A 23331-nucleotide genomic window follows, 5' to 3' on the forward strand; every position below is an offset into this window, starting at 1 on the left:
GGCCGGGGCGGGTACGGTATGCTTTTTGCGTGTGGGGGTTGCAGTATGCGAGTACCCCGCACTCGCATCCTGCACCCCGCACTCGCATGGTGGCGGCGGCCCATGCCCACCGTACCTGGAGCACCCGGGCCCGGCCTCCGATCCGCCAGGGTGCGCGGGTTCACGGGCGCGAGCATTGTGCCTCGTGAACCCACATGGAAGAATCACCGATCGGCCTCCGGTTCACCTGTGCCCCCGCATGGGACCCGGACCCTCTGATCGCTTAAGGAGACACCGATGAAGCAGGGTATCCACCCCGACTACGTGGCCACCACGGTCACCTGCACTTGCGGCAACACCTTCGAGACCCGCTCGACCGTCACCTCCGGTGAGATCCGCGTCGACGTGTGCTCGGCCTGCCACCCCTTCTACACCGGCAAGCAGAAGATCCTCGACACCGGTGGCCGCGTGGCCCGCTTCGAGGCCCGCTACGGCAAGCGCAGCAAGTAGCCCTGCCCCACGACGCCGACGGACGGCTCCACGCGAGCCGCCGTCGGCGTCGTCGTGCATATGCGGCCCGCACCGGCCCCACAGGCCCCGCGGCCCCGCAGATGGCGGCCCCGGGCACGCCAGCCCAGTGGCCGACCACCGACAACCAGCGCAGCATTGAGGAAAGGTGAGCCGTGAGCGACTTCCAAGCAGCCGCCCCGCTCCTGGAGGAGTACGCGGCCATCGAGGCCGAGATGTCCGGCCCCGCGGCCTCCGACCCGGCGGCCATGCGCCGACTGGGGCGCCGCTACGCCGAGCTCGGGCGGGTGGTGGCCGCCCACCGCGCCTGGCGGGCCGCCAGCGCCGACCTGGCCGACGCCGTCGAGCTGGCCGAGGAGGACGCGGACTTCGCCGAGGAGCTCCCCGCACTGCGCCAGGCCGAGGCCGAGGCCGCCGAGCGCCTGCGCGAGGTGCTCGTGCCCCGTGACCCCGACGACGCCCGCGATGTCATCATCGAGGTCAAGGCGGGGGAGGGCGGGGAGGAGTCCGCCCTGTTCGCCTCCGACCTGGCCCGCATGTACACCCGCTACGCCGAGCGCCAGGGCTGGGCGGTGGAGGTCCTGGACGCCACCGACTCCGACCTGGGCGGGTACAAGGACGTGCGCCTGGCCATCAAGTCCCGCACCCCCGTGGAGCCCCAGGAGGGGGTGTGGGCGCACCTGAAGTACGAGGGGGGCGTGCACCGCGTCCAGCGCGTGCCCGTCACCGAGAGCCAGGGGCGCATCCACACCTCGGCCGCCGGGGTGCTGGTCATGCCCGAGGCTGATGATCCCGGTGAGCTGGAGATCGACCCGGCCGATCTGCGCGTCGATGTCTTCCGCTCCTCGGGGCCCGGTGGGCAGAGCGTCAACACCACCGATTCGGCCGTGCGCCTCACCCACCTGCCCACCGGCATCGTGGTCTCCATGCAGAACGAGAAGTCCCAGCTGCAGAACAAGGAGGCGGCCATGCGCGTCCTGCGCGCCCGGCTCCTGGCCGAGCGGGCGGCCGCCGCCGCCGCCGAGGCCGCCGAGGCGCGCCGCAGCCAGGTGCGCACCGTGGACCGCTCCGAGCGCATCCGCACCTACAACTTCCCCGAGAACCGGATCGCCGACCACCGGACCGGATTCAAGGCCTACAACCTCGATGCGGTCCTCGATGGCGACCTGGGGCCCGTCATCGCCTCGGCCATCGCCATGGATGAGGCCGAGCGCCTGGCGGCCGTCGGGGACCAGGGGTGACAGGGAGCCGGGGCGGCGTCCGGGCCGGGAGCCCGCTGCTCGACCGGTCGCAGGCCCCTTCACGTTCTCGGGGGGCTCCCACCCAGCCGCTTGACCGCTACGCCTTCCGCCGCCTGGTCCGTGACGCCTCCCGGGCTCTGGGGCAGGAGGGTCTGAGCTCGCCTGAGAGCGACGCCCGGGCGCTGGCCGAGTTCGTCGTGGGGAGGCCTCTTGTCATGATCGACGGCGTGGGGGCCGACGACGTCGCGCGGTTCCTCGGGCTTGTGGAGCAGCGGTCCTCGCGCGTGCCGCTGCAGCACCTCACGGGGCGCATGTGGTTCCGGGGCCTGGAGCTGGTGTGCCGCCCGGGCGTGTTCATCGTGCGGCCCGAGACCGAGGTGGTGGCCGGCGCCGCGATCGAGGCGGCGCTTAAGGCGGCTCCGCCCTCGCAGCGGCCTGCGGTGGTGGACCTGTGCGCCGGCTCGGGTGCGATCGCCGCGGCGGTGGCCGTGGAGGTGCCCGCGGCGCGGGTGGTCGCCGTCGAGATCGACGATGCGGCTGCGGGCCTGGCGCGGGAGAACTGCGAGCGCCTGGCCCCGGGAAGGGTGGAGGTGGTGCGCGGCGACGCGACTGCTGAGGGGAGCCTCACCGGCCTCGACGGGGCGGTGGACGTCGTCGTGTCGAATCCGCCCTACGTGCCGGCGGGCGCGGTTGAGGATGCGGAGACCGAGCAGCACGATCCCGATCTGGCGCTCTACGGCGGGGGAGTCGATGGCCTGGCGGTGCCCCGGGCTGTGGTGGGGCGCGCGGCGGTGCTGCTGCGGCAGGGCGGCACCCTGGTCATGGAGCACGACCCGGGGCAGGGCGCCGCGCTGCGGGGGGCGGCGCTGGAGGCGGGCTTCAGAAGCGTCGCCACCGGTCAGGACCTCGCCGGCCGCGACCGCTACCTGCGGGCGGTGCGCTGAGGGGGGCTCGGGACGAGCGCGAGCCAGGCATTGGTGATGCCCTGCGAACGGTTGGGGTTCGCCTGGGCGCGCGACCCCTAGGCGGGCCGCGATCTCGGGGCGGGTGACCAGGTCGGGGACAGGCGGATGATGCACAGCCTGTGGGACTGCAGCGCGGTGATCATCGCCTGCGCCGCTGAGTCAGGGCTGGGGCCCATGCCGAGGAAGGTCACGAGCTCCTGGCCGGTGTGATCAGTGCTAACGGTTCCCCCGTAGTCGTCGATGAGCATGTCGACGAGGCTGTCGTCAACGTGCTCCACATGGAAGGCCATTGTTGACTGACAACGGGCCAGTAGGGCCTCCTCACTAAGGAGCGAGGGCGAGTGGGCGTCGCAGGAGCGCATCATCACGAACGTGTCGCACCAGGAGACACCCATCGCATTGCAGGCATCGGGGATCTTGACCCGCTTTCGACTTCCCGAGTCTGCAACCTCGTGAGTGACGACGGTCAATCCGTAGGCCGCGGCATGTGCGACCAGGAGGAAGTCGGCGTTGGATGCTGTGAACGCATTCAAGGCGGCAGGCGTGAAATGCTGTTGATGAGCCCATTGGATGAGAGGCTGGAACCAGGAGATCGTCCGCTGATCAGGGGAGACGAAGAATCCCTTGTGGCTCCTTGCCCAATCTGAGATCTCGTCCTGGCCGGCGAGCAGTTCCCGATGAACTGCATCAATGCTGCACGCCTTCCCCGAGGCCTCGACGTGCTCGAGCCAATCCCAGAACCCCGGCGCCACATCGAAGGCATAGTATGAGTTCTTGGCCGGGATGAAGACGTTGGCGTCGAGGAGGCAGGTCATGCTGCGACTGCCGTCCCTCCCAAACGGGCGAAGGTCTGGTGGCTCTGAGTTCCTAGTAGTCGGTAGGCGTCTCGGTAGAGGGTCTGGCCTTCATGCGCACTGGAGACGACTGCCTGGATGAAGGGGAGCCCGAGCCGGTACCGCTGCGTTGCGTAGAAATCTCCACCCGACGAGCCAGTGCTGCGGTGCTCCTCGAGGAGCTGCTCGCTGCGCTCCCGCTCGTGCTCCAGCAGTGCCTGGAACCGATCGGGAGTGAGAAGACTGTGGTCGCGAAGGCAGCAGAGAAGCACCTGGGAGCTGATTCCGTAGGACTCCGCGTGCCTCCGCAGGGCATGGGAATCCTCCAAGAGCTCAAGTGCGCCATCACGTGCGGACTGGGGGACGAGGACCTCCGCGGCAACTCGGTTGCACCACCGCTCGGCCGCAGGTGCGTGCTCGGCGAACGGGGTCGCATCGGATAGGGCGGAGCCCCCAAGCCACAGGTGAGAGAGCTCGTGAACCAGGGTGAAGACCTGTGCGGTCTTCGCGTCGGCGCCATTGATGAAGATGAGCGGGGCGAGGTCGTCGGTGAGGGTGAAGCCGCGGAACTCCCGCACGTCGAGCGGTCGGTATCTATTATTGCCGACAATGCCGCTGACCATCACCAGGACCCCCACCTCCTCCAGCCTCTCAACCAGCGCTCTGCGAGCACTGCTGGCATTCTTGAAGCCTCGGGCACGCAGGGTGCTGATCTGCAGAGACTCGCTGATCCTGCGTGCCGCATCAGTGATGGGTGTTTCCGTTGTCAACGAGCCGATGAATGCGGGCCCCGGTCCACGGCTCGCTGCCACGTAGTCCCGGTACCAGTCCTGGCGGAGCTGGCAGGTGTGGATTGTGTCGAGTAGATTGGCGGAGGGCTCTCGGAGTGCCTGATCGCCGAGCGTTCGCATATCCGGGATGGGGATCTCCTCGACGGGCGGCTCGGGTAGGAACAGGGTGCCCAGGCCGACGTGAGTGGCCTTCGCGAAAGCCTCGAGCTGCTTGAGGGTGGGCCTCCTCGTGCCCTCGAGCCATCGGGGGAGCTTGTCCCGAAAGCCTGATGGGATATCGCGCGACTCCCAGCCGGCTCGTCGGGCTGCCCACTGCAGGAGGTCAGGCTCAACATCGACCCTGACGGTCATGGCTGCCCTCCTTCATGCCCGTGCATGCGCAGCGCGGGTGCTCCACTGCCTTGCATTCAGCGTAGCAGGGGGATCGGAAGCCCAAGGCCCACCCCCGTTCGGACATCAGCCGTCGGCGATGGCGCGCAGGGCCTCCAGGTGCGCCTGCCACTGGGTGCGGCCCTCCTTGGTCAAGGACATCCAGGTGCGGGGGCGCTTGCCGACGTAGCCCTTCTTGATGCGCACCAGGCCCAAGCCCTCGAGCTGGGAGGCCTGACGGCTGAGCACCGAGTCCGAGACCTGCAGGGTGTCGCGCAGGGTGGGGAAGTCGATCTCCTCGGCCGAGGCCAGAGCAGCCGCCAGGGAGAAGCGCACAGGGTGCATGAGTGCGTCATTGAGCCGGTGGCGCGGGTGCTGATCGTATCGCCCGGTGCTCACTGCCGCGCCTCCCGCCAAGCGCCCCACGTCGTCACCAGGGTGATCGCCCCGATGCCGGCGAGGGTGAACCAGAGCTCGCCCCTCCACAGCATCGTCATGCCAAGGATGATGAGCAGCCACAGGACGCCCCAGGTCGTCATCACCTGGATCCATCGTGCGGCGAAGCCGGCCCTGGTCGACCGCTGGAAGACCCCGAAGGCGATGAGGAGGACAACCATCCAGAGCATGGAGACCGCCAGTGGCAGCCATATGAGGCGCTCGTCGGTGAGGGAGGCCAGGTGCAGGGCGACGAGGGACATCGAGCACAGGCATCCCAGGGCCAGCAGGAAGAGGCTCGGGACCACGATCGCGCGCGAGCGCGTGGAGGCGCCCAGGCGCTCGGCCCGCATGAGGAGAGCCTGGGCCTGAGCGGCGTCGAGCTGCTGGGCTGAGAGCGTGGGTGGCAAGAAGGGGTCCTCCTCCTGCGCCTCACCGACCGTCTCCTCCATCTGGCGGGCACGGCTGGCGGAGGCGGCGGTGAGGACCGCCACGGCATTCGCGACCACGAACACGCCCATCGCGGCCAACTCCGGGCTCCTCCTCACGACACTGATGACGGTGAGGACGGCGAGCGCGGCGATGCCCAGCGCGAGAAGGATGCGCCCCGCCGGCCCCTGGAGGAGGGGTGACCGGCCTGGGGCCCTGTTGGTGCTCATGGTGTGCTCCTACGGGTTGGTGCGGCTGATGACGGAGCGTTCTCGCCCCATGCCTGAGATCTTAGCAAATACTTTCCGTATCGGCAAGTACTTGCGTGTTGGCACCTGCGGTCCGGTGGGCCGCCGTTGCACATCTTCAGGTCCCGGCCTCACCGGTCCGTTCCGGTTCTTCCGCATGATCTCGCCGGTCTGCCAGGCTCGGTCGGGCTGAAGATGTGCAACGAGGGGGCTGCTGCACATCTTCAGTGCCCATTGGCGGGGCTCGGGTTGGATGAACCGCGGAATCATGCGGATCAACCATTCGGTCGATTCTTGAAGATGTGCAGCGGGGCTGCGGTCGTCCTGCATCGATGATGCGGCACCGGCTATCGTGACGGCATGAGTCCCCTGGCGGATACCCGGCTCGTCGAGGAGACGGACGTCCTCATCCGTGACCTGCGCGAGGCCCTGGCCGCAGCCGGCGATCCGGCGCGCGCCGCCCAGCAGCGGGCCTACCTCAAGTCCGAGATGGAGATGCACGGCGTCGGCGTCCCGGCCACCCGCCGCATCGCCCGGGCCGCCGCCGCCTCGCACCCCTCCCTCTGGCAGGAGGCCGCCGACTGGCGGGCCGTCCTGCGGCGGGTGTGGGATGGTGCCGAGCGCCGGGAGGAGCGCTTCGCGGTGCTCGCCATCATCCGCTCCAGGCGCTCGGCCCCGCACGCCGATCGCATCGACTCCCTCGCCCTGTACGAGCACCTGCTGCGCACCGGCCGGTGGTGGGACCTGGTGGACGAGGCCTCGCACGCCGTCGGCCTGGTGGTCCTGGCCCACCCCGCCGCGGCCGCCCGGATGCGGGCCTGGGCGCTTGACTCGGACCTGTGGGTGCGCCGCAGTGCCATCATCTGCCAGCTCCAGCACAAGGAGCACACCGACCTGGACCTCCTGCGCGACGTCATCGAGGCCAACCAGGACGACGACGAGTTCTTCATCCGCAAGGCGATCGGCTGGGCGCTGCGCGACTACGCCCGCACCGACGGCGAGTGGGTGCGCGCCTTCGTCGAGGCCCACCCGCGCCTGTCCCCGCTGAGCCGCCGAGAGGCCCTCAAGCACCTGTGAGCGGCCGCGCCTCTTTTCGCTGGGTGGCCCGCATCCTGACCGCCCAGAAGGTGCGGAATCAGCAGGCGGGCAACGGGTCACCGGGCAGGAAGCGGGTGAGCCCGCAGCGGCCGGAGTGAATCAGTCCTCGCCGGAGGCCGCCTCGCCGCTCTCGCCGGGCTCCTGCCCGCGCGCCACCGACAGGTCCAGGTCCCCGTCCTTGGCATCGACCATCACGGTGTCCCCGGGCTGGGCGGCGCCGTCCAGCAGCAGGCCCGACAGTCGGTTGTCGAGCTCGCGCTGCACGGTGCGCCGCAGCGGGCGCGCACCGAGCCGGGGGTCGAAGCCCTCCTGGACCAGCAGGTCCTTCGCCGCATCGCTGACCTCCAGGGAGACGTCCTGGGCGGCCAGGAGCCGCTGGGTGCGAGCCAGGATGAGGTCGATGATCTGGCGCAGCTCGGCCTGGGTGAGGCGGTGGAAGATCACCGTCTCATCGATCCGGTTGAGGAACTCGGGCCGGAAGTGGCTGTGCACGATCTCCATGATCCGCGGCTCGATCTCGGCCAGGTCGCCCTCATGGTCCAGGATGAGCTGGGCGCCGAGGTTCGAGGTCATGATGACGATCGTGTGGGTGAAGTCCACGGTGCGCCCCTGGGCGTCGGTCAGGCGCCCGTCATCGAGCAGCTGCAGCAGGGTGTTGAAGACATCGGGGTGGGCCTTCTCCACCTCATCGAGCAGGATGACCGAGTAGGGCTGGCGGCGCACCCGATCGGTGAGCTGGCCGCCCTCGTCGTAGCCGATGTACCCGGGAGGGGCGCCCACCAGCCGCGAGACCGTGTGCTTCTCCTGGAACTCCGACATGTCCAGGCGGATCATCCGCCCCTCATCGCCGAAGACCGCCTCGGCCAGGGCCTTGGCCAGCTCGGTCTTGCCCACCCCGGTGGGTCCCAGGAACAGGAAGGAGCCCAGCGGGCGGCCCGGGTCGGACAGTCCCGCCCGCCCGCGGCGCACCGCCGCGGCCACGGCCGCGACCGCCTCGCCCTGCCCGATGACGCGGTGGTGCAGGACGTCCTCGAGCCCCAGCAGACGGGTCCTCTCCTCCGCGGTCAGGTCGGCCACCGGGATGCCGGTGCGCCGCGAGACCACCTCGGCCACATCCTGGGTGTCGACCACGGGGGTGTCCTCCCGGGCTCCGCCGTCGAGCTCGGACTGGGCCTGCTCGCGCCGGTCCTTGAGCTCACCGGCCTTGGCGAAGTCCTCGGCCGCCACCGCCTCGTCGATCTCCCGGCTCAGGGCGGCGATCCGCTCCTCCAGGGCCCTGGTGTCGGCGTCGGGCGTGCGGGCCTTCAGCCGCGCCCGGGCCCCGGCCTGGTCCAGCAGGTCGATGGCCTTGTCCGGCATGAACCGGTCGGTGATGTAGCGGTCCGACAGCTCGGCCGCGGCGGTCAGGGCCTCATCGGTGTAGGTGACCCCGTGGTGGGCCTCGTAGGCGTCGCGCAGCCCGTGGAGGATCTCGATGGTGTCCTCCACGCTCGGCTCGCTGATGAGCACCGGCTGGAAGCGCCTCTCCAGGGCCGCGTCCTTCTCGATGTACTTGCGGTACTCATCGATCGTGGTGGCGCCGATGGCGTGGAGCTTGCCCCGGGCCAGGGCCGGCTTGAGCAGGTTGCCGGCATCCATGGAGCCCTCGCCCCCGGTCCCGGCCCCCACCACCGTGTGCAACTCGTCGATGAACAGGATGATGCGCTCCTCGCTGGCCTCGACCTCATCGAGGATCCTCTTGAGCCGCTCCTCGAACTCCCCCCGGTACTTAGCCCCGGCGACGACGGCGCCCATGTCCAGAGCGATGACGCGGGCCCCGGCCAGGGAGGAGGCCACGTCGCCGTTGACGACCCGCTGGGCGATGCCCTCGACGATGGCCGTCTTGCCCACGCCCGGGTCGCCGATGAGCACGGGGTTGTTCTTGCGGCGCCGCGCCAGGATCTCCACGGTCTCCTCGATCTCCTGGGCCCGCCCGACCACGGGGTCGAGCTCGCCGGCCCGGGCCTGCGCGGTCAGGTCGGTGCCGTACTCATCGAGGGTCGGCGTCTGGCCCCCGCCCTGGCCCCCCGGCCGGCCCCTGCCCGACCTGCCGGCGCCGGCCGCGCGGTCCCCCCTGCCCGGCTCGATCGGCTGATGGGTCAGCAGGCGCGCCGCCGGGCTCTCCGGGTTCGAGGCGATGCCGATGAGGAGGGACTCGGGGCCGATGTAGTCCGCGCCGGTGCGGGCGGCGTGCTGCTGGGCGACCTGGATGGCCAGACGCAGGCGCGGGCCCAGGCGGGGCGCGCCGTCGTCGGGGGTGGGCAGCCCGTCGAGCCAGCCGTTGACGGTCTGCGCCACCGTCTGGGGCGCCAGCCCGGCCTCGGTGAGGATCCTGCGCCCCTCGGGGGACTCGGCGGCGGCCAGCAGGACGTGCTCGGGGGTGACCTCCGGGTTGCCGCGCTCGGCGGCCTCACCGGCCGCCTCGGACAGCAGTGCCTTGGAGGCCTCGGTCAGCAGGCGGGAGACGTCCACCCGCTGCACCGGCTGGCGGCTGGGGCCGGAGGTGCCGAAGAAGCGCTCGAAGATGTCGTCGAAGGGTGATCCGGGGCCGATGGGCCACTCGCTCATAGTGGTGCCTTCCTCTGGTGGTGCTCATGCTGATGGTGTGCGGGCGGCATGCCGATGGCGCTCGGCGGCATGCCCGACTGCCGGCGAGGGCGGCCTCGGGCCCCTGGCGGCAGTGCCGACAGCCGCCGACAGTGCTGAGGCGTGGGCGGTACCAGTGCCAGGACGATTCAAAATGTGACGGCCATCCCATAGTAATGGTGGCTCGGCGTGCCACGAGGGCTTCGCCTCTGGGCGAATGCACATCTTCAGGGGCCCCGGGCAGGGTGGACTGGGACCTTTCCGCATGATCCCGTCGGGGGCGGCGGCCGGGGCGCGGTGAAGATGTGCAGGAGGCAGCGGTCTGCACATCTTGGGCTGCTGTGACGGGCTGCGACCACCGTTTTCTCGCATGATCCGGTGGATGGTGGCCGTGAGGATGTGCAAGGGGAGGAGCGGGGCGGAGACGGGAGCGGGGCCGCCCCAGCAGGTGGGGCGGCCCCGGCGGACGAGAGTGCAGCGGCGCTGTGCTGCTGCGGTCAGTTCCTCGTGTAGTGGGCGACGTAGTTGATCTCGATGTCGGAGACCGCGGGTGTCAGGGGCCCGGGCACACCGCCGTCGACGGTCTCGGTGCTGCTCTGCCAGCCATTGGGATCCATGGCGCCGGTCTGGAAGCCGATGAACATCTGCTTGTCCGTCACGCTGGGGTGCTCGATGGTGCCCCAGGGCTGGCCGTCGAGGGTGAAGGTGATGAGATCGGGCTCCACGATCACCCCGTAGGTGTGCCAGCCGCTCATGTCGTGGTGGTCCATGAAGCGGTGCTCCTGCTTGTTGTCCGGATCCCAGTGGTAGACGCCCATGACCTGGGGGCCGTTGACGCGCCCCTCGGCGAAGTCGATCTCCGGGGGCCAGCCCTCGTCGGCGGGCCACAGGAGGAAGGCGTAGCCGATCCCCTTGGCCTGCGGGAACCTCGCGCGGACCTCCCACCGGCCGTAGGAGGCGGTGTGGACGAACTTCGAGCCCGCGCCCCCGGCGCTCCACTGCCCGTTCTCGTACTGGGTGCGGATGACCAGGCTGCCGTTGCGGGTGAAGGAGTTGCGCTGGGACATCACGCCCATGGCGCCGTGACCCACCGGCGGGTCGCCCCAGCCGTAGCGCTCCCACTTCGTCTGCTCCAGCGGGGTGTCGAAGCCGTCGAAGAAGTCGATGCTCCAGCCCTCGATCTGCGCCTGGGACTGGTCATGGCCCGCGCCGGAGTCAGGTGCGGGGCTGGTGCTGGGCTCCTGCGGCGCCCCGGGCGCGCCCGACGCCGACTGATCGCCCGGAGCCGAGGGGGACGACGGCGCTGGGGAGGTGCTGGGTGCCCTGGGTGCCAAGGACCCCGCCGGCGCCGAGGGGGCGGCCGATGCCGGTGGGCCGGATGCCGCCCCGGGCGCGGGGGCCTCCAGGGAGGGCGCGGGCGCCGTGCCCCCGCCCTCATCGGCCGGCGGCTCCTGGGGGTGCCCCGGGGCGCCGGGCTGCTCGGCCGTGGCCGTGCTCGCCGGTCCGCCGGCTCCCGTGTCCCCGGGGGCCGGCCAGCAGCCGGCCAGGCAGGCCGATGCCATCCCCGCCGCCGTCAGGGCGGCGATTCTCCGTATGCCGTAGCGCGTCATCAACAGTCCTCTCCTCCTGATCGCTGCACGGGTACCCTAACCACTGCACGGGGAGCGCGGGCCGGTTCGGGCGGGCTCATGTCCGTGCGGGGCCGGGGTGGACGGGTAGTGCTGCCCGTGCGGCCAGGCCCACGAGCTGATCACCCCGCTGATCGGATGGGCCCGTCTTGCGCTGATCGGCTCCACGCATCATTGGGGGCGCGCTCGGCGGGGCGCTCGCTCCCATCCCCTCCTGTGCGATCCCGGTTCTCGCGGCAGGCCTGCGTGAGCCGGGCGATGAGGCCGCCCAGGAGCGCCAGGTCCGCCTGACCGATCCGGGCGCCGACGGCGTCGGCCCAGGCGTGCTGCTCGGCGGCCAGGGCGCTCACCGCCGTGCGGCCGCGCTCGGTCAGTGTCAGCAGCCTCTGCCCGCGACGGGCGGGGTTGGGCTGCCAGCTCGCCCACCCCTGGGCGACGACATCGTTGGCCACCCGCTGGACGCTCTGGCGCCTCAGGCCCAGGCCGATGCGGCGCGCGATCTCGGCCACGGGCAGCGGCTCCTCCAGCACGGCGCCTAGCACCTGCCATCGGGCGGGGGTGAGCTCGTGCGGGGCGGTGATCATGGCGGCGGCTGCCAGGATCTCGCCGTGGAGCTCGAAGATGGGCAGCACGAGGGAGGTTAGGGCCTGGCCTTCAGGAGTTCTGCCAGGCATCGACCGCCTCCAGGAGCTCGGTGTAGTGCTGGGCCCGGCCGGTCAGGTAGAGCCTCTCCCAGGCGTCGGCCACCGGCGCGGGCGCCAGTCCGGTCAGGCGCATGATCTCGGCGGTGAAGGGGATCGGATCGGTCCCCGCGGCGGTGGTGATGCCCTGGTCGGTGACCACGGGGGCATCCACGTAGTGCTCGGCGCCCCTGTAGTCGCTGGCCTCGAGGAAGGAGGCGGCATTGGAGGTGTGGGCCCGCGTATCCAGCAGGCCGGCGTGCGCCAGCAGGTAGGTGGCACCGCAGATCGCGGCTACCGGCACGCCATGATCCACCACGGCCCGCACAGCCTCCACCAGCCGCCCGTGCGGTCCGCGTTCCGCGGATGCGGCGGACGTATAGGTGTCTCCGCCGGGGATGACCAGGGCGGCGAGCCGGCCCTCCCGCGCCAGCGGCGCCAGGGCGTCGAGGTCGGAGGCCGGGGTGAGGGGCAGGCCGCCCAGGGAGGTGACCGGCCCCGTGCCGTCGCCGACCAGGAGGAGCTCGAAGCGCCCGGGCCGCAGGCGCTCGAGCACCGTGATCTGGGTGGTGAGGTAGGCGTACTCCCAGTCCGCCATGGTGTTGGTGGCGTAGAGCGCGATCGTCCGCATGGTGTCCTCCTGTGAATGCATCCCGCACTGGACCCGGGCCGGGCGCGTCTGCCCCTGCGCGGTAATCAGTGGCCTCAGTGGGCGGCTGCGGGGTGCTGCCACCATAGGTTCATTGACAGCATGCTGTCAATCATGGTGCCCTCCCCGGAGTTGCACATCTTCGCGCCCCGATGGCGCTCCCAACCCCGACTTCTCGGCATGCTCGCGTAGCCGCCGCGGCTGAAGATGTGCAGCGCCGCCGTCGTTGCACATCTTCAGGGCCTCACGGAGCCCCCAGTCCCGACTTTCCCGCATGATTGCGTCGTTGGCCCAGTTGAAGATGTGCAACGGGCGGGGAGCGCCGCGGTGTGATGATGCCGGTGCCCTGACCTAGGCTTGGCGTGCCATGAGTAACGCGATGAACACCCTCTTCGGTGGCCTGTCCATGCCCGGCGGCAACCGCCCCCAGCCGCCCTCCGGGGCGTCCCTGCCCGCCCTGGCCCCCAGCGGGGGCCCCTCCGATGCCAGGGAGGACGACTCCTGGGCTCAGGTCGAGGCCCCCGACGAGGACTGGGGGCCCGAGGAGCCGCCCGCACCCGAGGACGAGGAGGCCGTGGCCCCCACCTGGCAGGAGCGCCAGGACGAGGTCGCCGCCCTCGTGGCCCGGGCCCAGGCCAACGCCGCTGCTGCCCGGGCCCGCCAGGACGGGCAGCCGCGGGGCCAGGCGGCCGGTGCCGGCGGCACCGCTACGGGCGCCCCGCCGTCGCCCCACCCGGGCGCCCCCTGGGGGGTGAGCGTGGCCGACCCCGCGGAGCTGGTCAGCGGCCTCAACCCCGCCCAGGCCCAGGCGGTCACCCACGCGGGCTCGCCCCTGCTCATCATCGCCGGCGCCGGCTCGGGCAAGACGCGCGTGCTCACCCACCGCATCGCCCACCTCATCGCCACCGGCCGCGCCCGCCCCGGGGAGATCCTGGCCATCACCTTCACCAACAAGGCGGCCGCCGAGATGCGCGAGCGCGTCACCGCCCTGGTGGGCCCGGCGGGGCAGCGCATGTGGGTCTCCACCTTCCACTCCGCCTGCGTGCGGATCCTGCGGCGCGAGCACGAGGCAGCCGGCCTTCGCTCCACCTTCTCCATCTACGACGCCGCCGACTCCACCCGCCTCATCACCCTCATCGTGCGCGAGCTGGGCATCGACCCCAAGCGGTTCACCCCCAAGACCTTCGCCCACCGGATCTCGGATCTGAAGAACGAGCTCATCACCCCCGCCCGGTTCGCCGAGCGGGCCGTGGCCTCCAACCCCCTGGAGCGCCACCTGGCCGAGGTCTACCCCGCCTACGCCGCGCGCCTGGCCGCGGCCAACGCCCTGGACTTCGACGACATCATCATGCGCACCGTCCAGCTCCTCCAGACCAGGCCCGCCGTGGCCGAGATGTACCGGCGCCGCTTCCGCCACATCCTGGTCGACGAGTACCAGGACACCAACCACGCCCAGTACGTGCTCGTGCGCGAGCTCGTCGGCGGCGCGGGCACCACCGGGGCGGCCACCACCTGGGATGCCGGCCCCGCGGGGGGCGGGCCGGCCCCCGGGGAGCTGACCGTCGTGGGCGACTCCGACCAGTCCATCTACGCCTTCCGCGGCGCCACCATCCGCAACATCGAGGAGTTCGAGGAGGACTACCCCACCGCCGAGACCATCCTGCTGGAGCAGAACTACCGCTCCACCCAGAACATCCTCACCGCCGCCAACGCCGTCATCGCCCGCAACGCCGGGCGGCGCGCCAAGAACCTGTGGACCGACTCCGGCCAGGGCGAGCCCGTCGTGGGCTACGTGGCCGACTCCGAGCACGACGAGGCCCGCTGGATCAGCCAGGAGATCGACCGCCTGTCCGACGAGCACGGGCTGCGGCCCGCCGACATCGCCGTGTTCTACCGCACCAACGCCCAGTCCCGCGCCCTGGAGGAGGTCTTCATCCGCTCCGGGCAGCCCTACAAGGTCGTCGGCGGCACCCGCTTCTACGAGCGGCGTGAGATCAAGGACGCCATCGCCTACCTGCGCGCCGTGGACAACCCCGACGACGACGTCAACCTGCGCCGCATCCTCAACGTGCCCAAGCGCGGCCTGGGGGACAAGGCCGAGGCCGCCCTGGCCGAGCACGCCACGCGCCACGGCATCTCCTTCGGCCTGGCCATCGCCGACGCCGCCGGCGCCCTGCGCGAGGATCCGGGGAGCCCGGGGGGCCCGGCTGAGGCGGGCGGCGGAGCCGTCGAACCCCCCGCCGTCGAGGGCCTGACCACCCGGGCCCGCAACCAGGTGCGCGGCTTCCACGAGCTGCTCACCACCCTGCGCCACATGCTGGCCGCCGGCGACGGCGTGGCCGACATCCTCGACGCCGCCCTGGACGCCTCGGGCTACCTGGCCGAGCTGCGCGCCAGCGACGACCCCCAGGACGCCACCCGCGTGGAGAACCTCGCCGAGCTTCACTCCGTGGCCTCCGACTTCCAGGCCGCCAACCCCGGCGGCACCCTGGCGGACTTCCTGGAGCGCGTCTCCTTGGTGGCCGACTCCGACCAGCTGCCCGACGCCGATGCCGAGGGCCAGGAGCAGGGCCAGATCACCCTCATGACCGTGCACACCGCCAAGGGCCTGGAGTTCCCGGTCGTCTTCGTCACCGGCATGGAGGACGGCACCTTCCCCCACATCCGGGCCATGGCCGAGGACGAGGACCTCGCTGAGGAGCGGCGCCTGGCCTATGTGGCCCTCACCCGTGCCCGCGAGCGCCTCTACCTCACCCGGGCGGCGGTGCGCTCGGCCTGGGGCGCGGCCAACGCCATGCCCGCCTCCCGGTTCCTCGACGACATCCCCGCCCAGACCATGGAGTGGAGGCGCCTGGCCTCCTCCATGGAGGCCTTGCGCGGGGGCGGCACCGGCTGGGGCGGGTCCTGGGGCGAGGGCGGCCTGGGCTCGGGGGCGCGGCGCGGGGAGCGCGGCCCAGCCCGCTCCGGTGACCGCGACGACGACGACTTCGCCCCGCCTGTAGGCGCCGGTACCCGGCGCACCGGCAGGCTGGGGCGGGTCGAGACGCCCAAGGACCGGGCCGAGGCCCGCCGCGCCAAGCGCCTGTCCGAGCGAGGCGGGCCTGTGCGCCTGGACGGCAGTGCGGGGCGCAGCGAGGACTCCAGCAGCGCGTCAGAGGCGGTCGCGGGGGAGGGGCTGCCCGCCTCGGTGGCCGGGATCCGGGTCGGGGACGCGGTCCTTCACGACTCCTACGGCACCGGCACCGTCGTCGGCCTGGAGGGCCGGGGCCGGTCCCTGACCGCCCGCGTCGAGTTCACCATTGACGGCGCCCCCGCCACCAAGCGCCTCATGCTGCGCTACGCCCCCGTCACCAAGGTCTGAGGCGCCTGAAGGAGCGCCGGTTGGCGGAAGCGGCGTCGCCTCCCGGGATGGACGCACCTTCTCGGTGTCGTCCTTTCCGCGGGGTGACGCCCGATTCGCGAACCGAGGCCCATCGTGCGCCTGACGACGGAGCCGGGATCCGAGCATGGCGGTGGACCCAGGATCGGCCCCGGGGAGGAGCCCGGGGCCGGGACTCGGAAGGATACTGGGGCAATGAGCGCGCACCATGACCGCGGCAGTGCGGAGGCCGGCACCACCATCAGTCAAGCCGACGGCGCAGCGGATGCCATGGGCGGGGTCGGCGCCGGGCGCCCGGGGGCCGGCCGCCTGCGCCGGCTCCTGCCCACGGCCCCGGCATGGCGGAGGCCGGGCCCTCGCGCCGAGCGACTCGGCTGGCTCCAGCTCCTTCTCGGCATCGCCCTGATCCTCATCGCCCAGGTCCTCGGCGGACTGGCTCAGGGGCTGGTCGCTGTCGCCGCAGGCCCCGACAGCCGCGGCCTGGCCCCGCTCAGCGGTGCCCTCGTCATCGCTGCGGTGGCACTGGGGGCCTACTGGTGCCTCATCCGTCTCACAGGGCGCCGGGACGTCGTTGAGATCGGCCAGGGCGGCGCCTGGCGGGAGCTGGGCGTGGGACTGGCCATCGGGGCAGCGCTCATCAGCGCCGTCGTTGCCGTCCTCGCCCTGGCGGGCGCCTACCGGATCCACAGCGTGGGCTGGGACGAGGGCATCGTCCTGGGACTGGCCTCAGGCATCTCAGCCGGTGTCGCGGAGGAGATCCTCTCGCGCGGCCTCCTGCTGCGCCTGCTGGAGGACTGGTTGGGCACCTGGTGGGCGCTGGGGATGACCGCCGCCCTCTTCGGCGCCGGCCACCTGGGCAACGCCGAGGCCACAGTCCTGGGCGCCGTGGCCATCGCCCTGGAGGCGGGCATCCTGCTGGGGGCCTGCTACCTGCTCACCCGCCGCCTGTGGCTGGCCATCGGAGTGCACCTGGCCTGGAACTCCGTCCAGGGCGGTGTCTTCGGCTCCGACATCTCCGGGACGGGCAGCGGCCGCGGCCTCATCGAGGCCGGCTTCCCCGGTCCCGACCTGCTCACCGGAGGGCCGATGGGGCTGGAGGGGTCCCTCGTCGCGGTGCTGCTGTGCACCGCTGTCGGGGTGGCGATGATGGTGGAGGTGCGGCGCCGCGGCCTCATCGTCGCACCCCTGTGGCGCCGCAGGCACCGGGCCGCGGAGGGTGCCGGTCCCACCGGGCGGCCCCGCTGACCAGGCGCACCGGCGGGGCCCGCTGGCCTGCCGTGCCCACCGGCGGTCGGGCCCGTCCCACAGGGGTGCTGCACATCTTCAGAGCCGTGACGGGCATGAGAGCCGCGGAATGCTGCGGAATGGCCCAGTGCTGCCCGCCCGGCAGGGGCTGAAGATGTGCAGCGGGCCCGGCGCTGCACATCTTCAGCGCGAGCCCCACCAGTCGATTGGCGGCATCCCGCGGATTCCTGTGTGCTGGAGCAGCGAGACTGCCGTGAAGATGTGCAAGGGGCACGGGAGGTGCAGGGGCACGGGCCCGCTCGGCCAGGAGCTGGCCCGGCCCCGGGGCGCGGGAGGCGCGGGGCGCCCGGAGCTGTTGCGACAGAGGCCGGGCCGTGGAGGGGCACCGGGGGCCGCATGATTCGGATCCCTCGCCGGTGGCGCTGGGGAGGACGTCGGCGCGGCGTGGAAGCGATGCTCAGATTTGCTCCCTCGCCGGTGGCGCTGGGGAGGACGGCTTCGGCGCCTCAGTGGCGCGGGGCGAGGGGCGAGTCCTCCAGGGACCGGATGACCCGGGCCGGGTTGCCCACAGCCAGGCTGTAGGGCGGGATGTCCTTGGTGACCACCGAGCCCGCGCCCACCACGGAGCCCTCCCCGATGGTCACCCCCGGGCACACGATCACCCCGCCTCCCAGCCACACATTGTCCTCCAGCACGATCGGGTCGGCCGACTCCAGCCCGGCCCGGCGCGGCGACGGCTCCAGGGGGTGGACCGGGGTGAGCAGCTGGACATTCGGCCCGATCTGGCAGTGGGCCCCGATGGTGATGCGTGCCACGTCCAGGGCCACCAGCCCATAGTTGACGAAGGTGCCCTCACCCACGGTGATGTTGTCCCCGTAGTCCACCCGCACCGGAGGCAGCAGCCGGGCCCCCTCGCCCAGGTCGGGGATCGCCGAGCGCAGCAGCGCCCAGCAGTCCTCCTCACCGCGGGCGAAGGCTCCCTCGAAGTCGTGCAGCGCCCGGCGGGCGTGCGCCGCGATCCGGGCGCTGTCCGGGTCATCGGCGACGTACCAGTCCCCGGCCAGCATGCGCTCGCGGTTGGTGCGGGTATCGCCCTCGAAGTAGGGCTCGGCCTCGGGGAAGGCGGAGGCGGCGGGCTGCTCGTTGCGGCTCTGGGCGGTGGGCGTGCTGCTGGGATCGCTCATGACCCGAACGTACAGGGCCGACGCCGCAGTGGCCGAGATCTGGAATGCGAGTGCGGGGTGCACATGGCGAGCGCCCCGCACTCGCATTCTGCACCCCGCACTCGCCTTCTGCGCCCTGCGCTCGCTTGGAGGCCTGCGCTCGCCGCTCGCGCAACCCGCTAGCGGTTCCTCCAGGCCTTGCGCGCCTCGTCCACCAGCTCGCCCATGGCGTTCTCGCCGACCTTGGGAGTCACGGCGTTGGCCACCGCATTGCCCTGCTCATCGAGGGAGTCCACGCGCCCCGTGGCGGTCGCGGCGACCATGGCCTCCATCGTGTCGTGGGCCTTCTGGGCGGCGGCCTCGTCACCCCGGCGCAGCGCCAGGATGAGGTCGATGGCGGCCAGGTCGGCCTTGGCCCATTGCGAGGTCACCTCGATCCACGGCTTGGCGTCGGTGTAGAAGCCCTCCTCCTCCACCGAGGCCAGCGTGGTGGGGGCGGTGCTCAGCAGCTGGAGGCGTGCGCGCAGCACCGTGGCCCTGGCCGTGAGGTCCGCGTCATCCTGGCCCTGCGAGGCCCAGATGAACCGGTAGATGTCGCCCCAGGCGTCCGTGGGCTTCCAGCCGGAGTACTCCCACTGCTCCTGGACGTCGACGAAGGCCTGCATCGTCTCCCAGGTCGCCCCGGAGCTGTCGCCCACGATGTCCGCGATCGCGGCATCGCGCGCCGCTTGGGGGCTGTGCGCCGCGGGGTTCCAGGAGTAGCCGGCGTAGTCGGCCATGGCCAGGCGCGAGGCATAGGGCTGGATCATCGGGTTGATCGTGATGCCGGCGACGGCGCTGCTCAGGTCGGTGCTGCGGGCGGGCATCGCCCCCAGGAACAGGCGCGCCTGATTCTCCCCGTCATTGGCCGGGAAGTTGTCCCAGATCACCATGCTCGAGGTGTCGTAGTTCTTCTTGGCCTGGGCCGCCTGGGCGGTGGTGATGGAGTCGGTGACCACGGCGCGCCCGGTCCACTGGACCCGGATGCTGTCATCCAGGGCGGAGCCGAAGGCCGTGATGTAGGGGGTGGCCTCCATGCCGACGTAGTGGGTGGGCACCGTCCACAGGTCGGGCAGGCCATGGGGCCGGATGTACTCGTTCTGGACCCGGTTGAGGAAGTGGGCCTGGGCCCCGGCCAGGGCCACCAGCCGGTCCTGGCCGAACTGGGCCGTGTCGGACTCGCAGAGGGGCGCCGGCAGGCCATCGCCCCCCAGCAGGTCGTCGAAGGCCAGGTAGAAGCTGGTGATACCGATACCGCGCAGCTGCTCGAGGACCGCCACCGCTGCCTCGTAGTCCTCCTGGGAGGTGTAGCAGATGGAGTCCCCGGGAGACAGGGCGACCACCAGGTCCACATGCGCCTCCTGCGCCGCCCGGGACAGCTCCTCCATCCGCCCGAGCTCGCCGGCCGGGTAGGGCTCGCGCCAGTTCTTGCGCAGGTAGGGGTCGTCCTTGGGGGTGTAGATGTAGGTGTTCATGCGCTGGGTGCCCATGTAGGAGATCGTGTCCAGGCGGGCCTGGTGGCTCCAGGGCGGGCCGTAGAAGCCCTCGACGACGCCGCGCACCGCCATCGTGGGCCAGTCCCGCACCTGTGCGCCGGTGATGGCGCCCTCCTCGATGAGCTGGCCCAGGACCGTGGTGGCGTGGAACAGGCCATCGGCGTCGCGGCCCAGGAGGACCGCGGTGGGCACGCCCCTGTCCATCGTGGCCAGCAGGTAGCCCTCGGCCTGCTCGGGCACGCTCTGGGAGGCCGGAAGCCAGGCGCTGAGGTCGGCGTCCGCGCTGCCCAGCACGATGCGGGCCGAGGCCTTGGCGCCCGAGGCGGCCACGGTGCCGCCGGCATCGGTGACCAGCTCCCGGACCGCGGCGACGTCGTCGTCCCCCGCGTCACGGCCGAGGGTGACGATCTCGACACTGCCGGTCAGCGGGACCGCCGGGCCCTGCCAGGCCACGGACTGGGGGACCGGCAGCAGGACGGGGCTGTCCTCGGGGGCCTGGTCGGCCAGGGCCACCGGTGGGCGGGCCAGGAGGGCCATGATCAGGGCGCCCAGGAGGATGCAGGACAGGAGTGTGAGGCGGACGGTGGACTGGTGGGTGCCCGCTGCGCGCGGGCCCAAGGGATGGGATCTCATCCGTTGCGTGAATGACATGGACGGCATTGTCCCGCTGACCAGGCAGAACCGCAGGTCGAACGGGGTCTTGCGACAACTTTGCGACACGGCGGCCGGGCCCGCCGCGCCTCACCACAGCTCGGTGACCGCGCTGCGCAGCCCCTCGGGAAGCCCCAGGGTCTCCATCTCTGCCAGCAGCGCGGTGCCGCTGAGCCCGCGCTCCACCGCCGCCCAGGCCTGGTCCTTGGCCAGGTAGGGCAGGCGCGCCGGCTCCAGGATCCCGTAGAGCTCGCTGCGCCAGTCGGCCGGCGCCTCGACGACGCCCTCCAGGACCAGCTCGGCGCCGTCGACCAGCTCCTGGCGGCTGAGCTCGCCCAGGTCGATGAGCGCGCCCGCCCCCAGGGTGAAGCCGTCGGAGGCCACGCTCCGGGGGCTCAGCCCGCGGCGCCGGCCCGAGGCCCCCACCTCCAGCGATGCGCCCGAGCACTCAGCCGACAGCAGCCTCACGCGCAGGCGCCGGGCCTGGGGCGCCACCTGCCCGGCCCCCTCCAGGCGGATGCGCAGCCGCGCCCGGCCGCCCTCGTCCCGCGGGCGGCCCTGCCGGCCCTCGGGCCATTCCACCTCCAGGACCGTGCGGGCCGTCTGCTGGGGCCCGGGGTCGGCCGAGCCGTCGTCCTCCTCCAGCACGAAGACGCCGTCGCCGCCGGGCACCACCACGATCTCCAGCTCGCGCGGGTTGTCCCCGGCGGCCTCCGACAGGCTCCCGGCCAGGGGGATGATCGAGCCCGCCCGCGCCAGGACCGGGAGGCGGTCCAGGGGCCGGGACAGGCTCAGGGCGCGGCCCGCGGGCCCTGCCTCGTAGCGCCTGCCCGTGGGCAGGTCGTACCAGGTGCCCTCGGGCAGCCAGGCGGTCTCGCGGCCCAGGCCCGTGGCCCCGTCGAGCGGGGAGGTCATGGGCACCACCAGCAGGTCGCCGAACAGGAAGGTCCGCCGGTAGGCGTAGGCGCCCTCCTGGGAGGGGTGGTCGTGGTAGAGCGGGCGCACCGGGCCCACCCCCTCGCCCGCCGCCCGCCGGGCCCAGGTGTACAGGTAGGGCACCAGGCGATGGCGCAGCCGCAGATGGGCCTCCATCGTGGCCCGCGCATCGCGCGAGTAGCGCCAGGGCTCCTTGGAGTTGAACACCGAGCGGGTCGAGTGCAGGCGGTTGATCGGCGAGAAGCAGCCCAGCTGCACCCACCGGGCCGCCATCTCGTCGTCCCTCACCCCGAACATGTGACCGCCGATGTCATTGGACCACCAGTAGTAGCCGATATTCGCGGCCGTGGCCGTGAACTCCGGCTGGAAGCGCAGGGAGTCCCAGGTGGTGATGGTGTCCCCGGAGAAGCCCACCGGGGTGCGGTGGCTGGAGGCGTCGGCGAAGCGCGAGAAGGTCACCGGGCGACGGCGACTCCCGCCCCGGCCGCCGCCCGCCTGCTCCCCGTCGGCGGCCGGGGCGGGGCCGCGCTCGCGTCCGGAGTCCAGGTGATGGATGTGGTTGAGCATCCACAGCGGGTCCAGGCCGGGGATCGTCGTCGTGCCGCCCTGCTGCCAGTCCAGCCACCAGAAGTCCACGCCCTGATCCTCCAGGACGTGGTGGATGCGCGAGAGGTAGGACCCCACGAAGTCGCGGTCCCCGACGCTGAAGGGCACATCCGCCCCCTGGGAGGCCTCCAGGCCCAGGTCGGAGCACACCGCCTCGTAGGCCTCCTCGTGGCGCCGGATGCCCTGGGCCGGGTGGACGTTGAGGGAGACCAGCATGCCGCGCCGGTGGAGGGCCTCCAGGAAGGCGGGCGGGTCGGGGAAGAGCTCGCGGTTCCAGGTGTAGCCCGTCCAGCCCGTGCCGATGGCCGGGTCGATGTCCACCAGGTGCCAGTCCATGTCGATGACCGCCACGGACAAGGGCAGGTCCTCCGCGGCGAAGCGGTCCATGAGTGCCAGGTACTCCTGGTCGCTGTAGGCGTGGTAGCGGCTCCACCAGTTGCCCAGCAGGGCCCGGGGGATGAGCGGGGTGGGTCCGGTCAGGCGGAAGAAGTCGGTCAGGGCCCCGCGGTAGTCCTGGGCGTAGCCGAAGAGGTAGAGGTCCTGGGCCCCGTCCTGGAGGCGGTTGCCGCCCTGGCGGGGCTCGACCCACTCATCCCGGGTGAGCAGCAGGGATGAGGAGTCGTCCAGGACGGCGATGCCGGTCAGGGCCAGCAGTCCCGGCTCCAGGGCCGTGCGGCCGTCGACCTCATCGAGGGTGCGGGTGGTCCCGCCCAGGTTGGTGGGGAAGGCCTCCTGGGGGTCCCAGGCGTCGCCGTGGTACCAGGCGCCGCCGTGCGGGGAGAGGGTGGTGGTGCGCAGGCGCACATTGAGCCCGGAGCGGGTGAAGCCCAGGGAGGGCACGTGGGTCAGGTGCAGGTGCTCGGTGATGATCTCCAGGCGGTCCTCGCCCCGCACCACCTGGAACGGGCCGGGATCGCCCAGGTCGCGGTCGAGGACCAGCTGGGTGGCCTCATCGCAGAAGACCCCGGTGGGGGAGTGCTCCATGCGGATGAGGCGGCTGGTGAGCACGGTGAAGCGGAAGGCGGGGCCGGCCACCACGGCGTCGGGGCGGGCGGGTGCGGGGCGCGGCTGGGCGGGGGCCGGGGAGAGCGGAGAGGTCATGGGGGCAAGGGTGGCACCGCACCGGCCTCGTCGCATCCGACCCGCCGCTGCGCATCGTCGGTCCGGCGGGGCCGGGGGGGCGGGTGGGGCTGGGCGCGGCGGCAGTGGGCTGAGGATGTGCAGCGGGGTCTGGCAGACTATGGCGCTGGCCGCCTGCGTGGCAGCCCGGCCGCTCACAGCCCCATCGCACCCTCCGCCGTCGTAGGAAAGGACCTCC

The 23331-nt window shown here is 71.9% G+C and carries 17 protein-coding genes; 6 read left to right on the forward strand and 11 right to left on the reverse strand.

The features are described from left to right. Positions 1-276 precede the first annotated feature (276 nt). The 3 genes from rpmE to prmC all read left to right on the forward strand — a co-directional run bounded on the left by rpmE (position 277) and on the right by prmC (position 2692). A complete protein-coding gene (gene rpmE / locus J5X07_RS11795) occupies positions 277-489 on the forward strand; it encodes a 50S ribosomal protein L31 (RefSeq protein ID WP_003782958.1) in 213 nt (70 codons plus the stop codon). A 173-nt stretch (positions 490-662) separates the two neighbouring features. Continuing rightward, on the forward strand, positions 663-1748 hold the full coding sequence (prfA, locus tag J5X07_RS11800; RefSeq protein ID WP_124933005.1) for a peptide chain release factor 1: 1086 nt from the start codon (positions 663-665) through the stop codon (positions 1746-1748). A 35-nt stretch (positions 1749-1783) separates the two neighbouring features. Then, complete coding sequence (prmC, locus tag J5X07_RS11805) at positions 1784-2692, forward strand: peptide chain release factor N(5)-glutamine methyltransferase (RefSeq protein WP_208479949.1); 909 nt, start codon at positions 1784-1786, stop codon at positions 2690-2692. A gap of 77 nt (positions 2693-2769) precedes the next feature. Here the strand turns inward: prmC and J5X07_RS11810 are convergent, their stop codons facing one another. The 4 genes from J5X07_RS11810 to J5X07_RS11825 form a co-directional block, all read right to left on the reverse strand. Beyond that, complete coding sequence (locus J5X07_RS11810; RefSeq protein ID WP_208479929.1) at positions 2770-3528, reverse strand: DUF4411 family protein; 759 nt, start codon at positions 3526-3528, stop codon at positions 2770-2772. Beyond that, the gene (locus tag J5X07_RS11815) at positions 3525-4688 is read right to left on the reverse strand and encodes an ImmA/IrrE family metallo-endopeptidase (RefSeq protein WP_208479930.1); all 1164 of its coding nucleotides are present in this window, start codon (positions 4686-4688) and stop codon (positions 3525-3527) included. The genes J5X07_RS11810 and J5X07_RS11815 overlap by 4 nt, the downstream gene beginning before the upstream one ends. 105 nt (positions 4689-4793) lie before the next feature. Beyond that, positions 4794-5051 carry a transcriptional regulator gene (locus J5X07_RS11820; protein WP_208479931.1) on the reverse strand — a complete coding sequence of 86 codons (258 nt, stop codon included), beginning with the start codon at positions 5049-5051 and terminating at the stop codon, positions 4794-4796. A gap of 50 nt (positions 5052-5101) precedes the next feature. Then, positions 5102-5800 carry a hypothetical protein gene (locus J5X07_RS11825; protein ID WP_208479932.1) on the reverse strand — a complete coding sequence of 233 codons (699 nt, stop codon included), beginning with the start codon at positions 5798-5800 and terminating at the stop codon, positions 5102-5104. A gap of 378 nt (positions 5801-6178) precedes the next feature. On the opposite strand from J5X07_RS11825, the gene J5X07_RS11830 reads away from it, so the two are divergent. Continuing rightward, positions 6179-6895, forward strand: a complete 717-nt coding sequence (locus J5X07_RS11830; protein ID WP_208479933.1) for a DNA alkylation repair protein — start codon at positions 6179-6181, stop codon at positions 6893-6895. 120 nt (positions 6896-7015) lie between these two features. Here the strand turns inward: J5X07_RS11830 and J5X07_RS11835 are convergent, their stop codons facing one another. From J5X07_RS11835 to J5X07_RS11850, 4 genes are all read right to left on the reverse strand, one after another. Further along, a complete protein-coding gene (locus J5X07_RS11835) occupies positions 7016-9523 on the reverse strand; it encodes an ATP-dependent Clp protease ATP-binding subunit (RefSeq protein ID WP_208479934.1) in 2508 nt (835 codons plus the stop codon). A 515-nt stretch (positions 9524-10038) separates the two neighbouring features. Beyond that, the gene (locus tag J5X07_RS11840; protein ID WP_243896810.1) at positions 10039-11151 is read right to left on the reverse strand and encodes a family 16 glycosylhydrolase; all 1113 of its coding nucleotides are present in this window, start codon (positions 11149-11151) and stop codon (positions 10039-10041) included. Between the two features lie 140 nt (positions 11152-11291). Beyond that, complete coding sequence (locus tag J5X07_RS11845; RefSeq protein WP_341769470.1) at positions 11292-11801, reverse strand: MarR family winged helix-turn-helix transcriptional regulator; 510 nt, start codon at positions 11799-11801, stop codon at positions 11292-11294. 22 nt (positions 11802-11823) lie between these two features. After that, the gene (locus J5X07_RS11850; protein ID WP_208479936.1) at positions 11824-12480 is read right to left on the reverse strand and encodes a DJ-1/PfpI family protein; all 657 of its coding nucleotides are present in this window, start codon (positions 12478-12480) and stop codon (positions 11824-11826) included. A 385-nt stretch (positions 12481-12865) separates the two neighbouring features. Here J5X07_RS11850 and J5X07_RS11855 point away from each other — a divergent pair, with 385 nt between their 5' ends. Together J5X07_RS11855 and J5X07_RS11860 are read left to right on the forward strand one after the other, a co-directional pair. After that, positions 12866-15859 (forward strand): ATP-dependent helicase, encoded by a 2994-nt coding sequence (locus tag J5X07_RS11855; RefSeq protein WP_243896811.1) that lies wholly within the window; start codon positions 12866-12868, stop codon positions 15857-15859. A 213-nt stretch (positions 15860-16072) separates the two neighbouring features. Next, positions 16073-17122, forward strand: coding sequence for a CPBP family intramembrane glutamic endopeptidase (locus J5X07_RS11860; RefSeq protein ID WP_243896812.1), 1050 nt, complete (start codon positions 16073-16075; stop codon positions 17120-17122). A 506-nt stretch (positions 17123-17628) separates the two neighbouring features. Here J5X07_RS11860 and J5X07_RS11865 read toward each other — a convergent pair. From J5X07_RS11865 to J5X07_RS11875, 3 genes are all read right to left on the reverse strand, one after another. Then, positions 17629-18306: a sugar O-acetyltransferase gene (locus J5X07_RS11865; protein ID WP_124933014.1), complete on the reverse strand. Its 678-nt coding sequence runs from the start codon at positions 18304-18306 to the stop codon at positions 17629-17631. A 158-nt stretch (positions 18307-18464) separates the two neighbouring features. Next, the gene (locus tag J5X07_RS11870; RefSeq protein ID WP_208479937.1) at positions 18465-20471 is read right to left on the reverse strand and encodes a glycoside hydrolase family 84 protein; all 2007 of its coding nucleotides are present in this window, start codon (positions 20469-20471) and stop codon (positions 18465-18467) included. Between the two features lie 90 nt (positions 20472-20561). After that, on the reverse strand, positions 20562-23114 hold the full coding sequence (locus tag J5X07_RS11875) for a TIM-barrel domain-containing protein (RefSeq protein WP_208479938.1): 2553 nt from the start codon (positions 23112-23114) through the stop codon (positions 20562-20564). Between the last annotated feature and the right edge of the window lie 217 nt (positions 23115-23331).

This window comes from Actinomyces bowdenii, from assembly GCF_017592395.1.
GTDB lineage: Bacteria > Actinomycetota > Actinomycetes > Actinomycetales > Actinomycetaceae > Actinomyces > Actinomyces bowdenii.

What these genes read in the sequence shown, in the direction of transcription:
- J5X07_RS11865 (WP_124933014.1), bottom strand. Translation starts at nt 18,306, where the DNA reads ATGAGCGATCCCAGCAGCACGCCCACCGCCCAGAGCCGCAACGAGCAG.
- rpmE (WP_003782958.1), top strand. Translation starts at nt 277, where the DNA reads ATGAAGCAGGGTATCCACCCCGACTACGTGGCCACCACGGTCACCTGC.
- J5X07_RS11855 (WP_243896811.1), top strand. Translation starts at nt 12,866, where the DNA reads ATGAGTAACGCGATGAACACCCTCTTCGGTGGCCTGTCCATGCCCGGC.
- J5X07_RS11825 (WP_208479932.1), bottom strand. Translation starts at nt 5,800, where the DNA reads ATGAGCACCAACAGGGCCCCAGGCCGGTCACCCCTCCTCCAGGGGCCG.
- J5X07_RS11820 (WP_208479931.1), bottom strand. Translation starts at nt 5,051, where the DNA reads ATGCACCCTGTGCGCTTCTCCCTGGCGGCTGCTCTGGCCTCGGCCGAG.
- J5X07_RS11850 (WP_208479936.1), bottom strand. Translation starts at nt 12,480, where the DNA reads ATGCGGACGATCGCGCTCTACGCCACCAACACCATGGCGGACTGGGAG.
- J5X07_RS11840 (WP_243896810.1), bottom strand. Translation starts at nt 11,151, where the DNA reads ATGACGCGCTACGGCATACGGAGAATCGCCGCCCTGACGGCGGCGGGG.
- J5X07_RS11815 (WP_208479930.1), bottom strand. Translation starts at nt 4,688, where the DNA reads ATGACCGTCAGGGTCGATGTTGAGCCTGACCTCCTGCAGTGGGCAGCC.
- J5X07_RS11875 (WP_208479938.1), bottom strand. Translation starts at nt 23,114, where the DNA reads ATGACCTCTCCGCTCTCCCCGGCCCCCGCCCAGCCGCGCCCCGCACCC.
- J5X07_RS11860 (WP_243896812.1), top strand. Translation starts at nt 16,073, where the DNA reads ATGAGCGCGCACCATGACCGCGGCAGTGCGGAGGCCGGCACCACCATC.
- J5X07_RS11810 (WP_208479929.1), bottom strand. Translation starts at nt 3,528, where the DNA reads ATGACCTGCCTCCTCGACGCCAACGTCTTCATCCCGGCCAAGAACTCA.
- J5X07_RS11835 (WP_208479934.1), bottom strand. Translation starts at nt 9,523, where the DNA reads ATGAGCGAGTGGCCCATCGGCCCCGGATCACCCTTCGACGACATCTTC.
- J5X07_RS11830 (WP_208479933.1), top strand. Translation starts at nt 6,179, where the DNA reads ATGAGTCCCCTGGCGGATACCCGGCTCGTCGAGGAGACGGACGTCCTC.
- J5X07_RS11870 (WP_208479937.1), bottom strand. Translation starts at nt 20,471, where the DNA reads ATGTCATTCACGCAACGGATGAGATCCCATCCCTTGGGCCCGCGCGCA.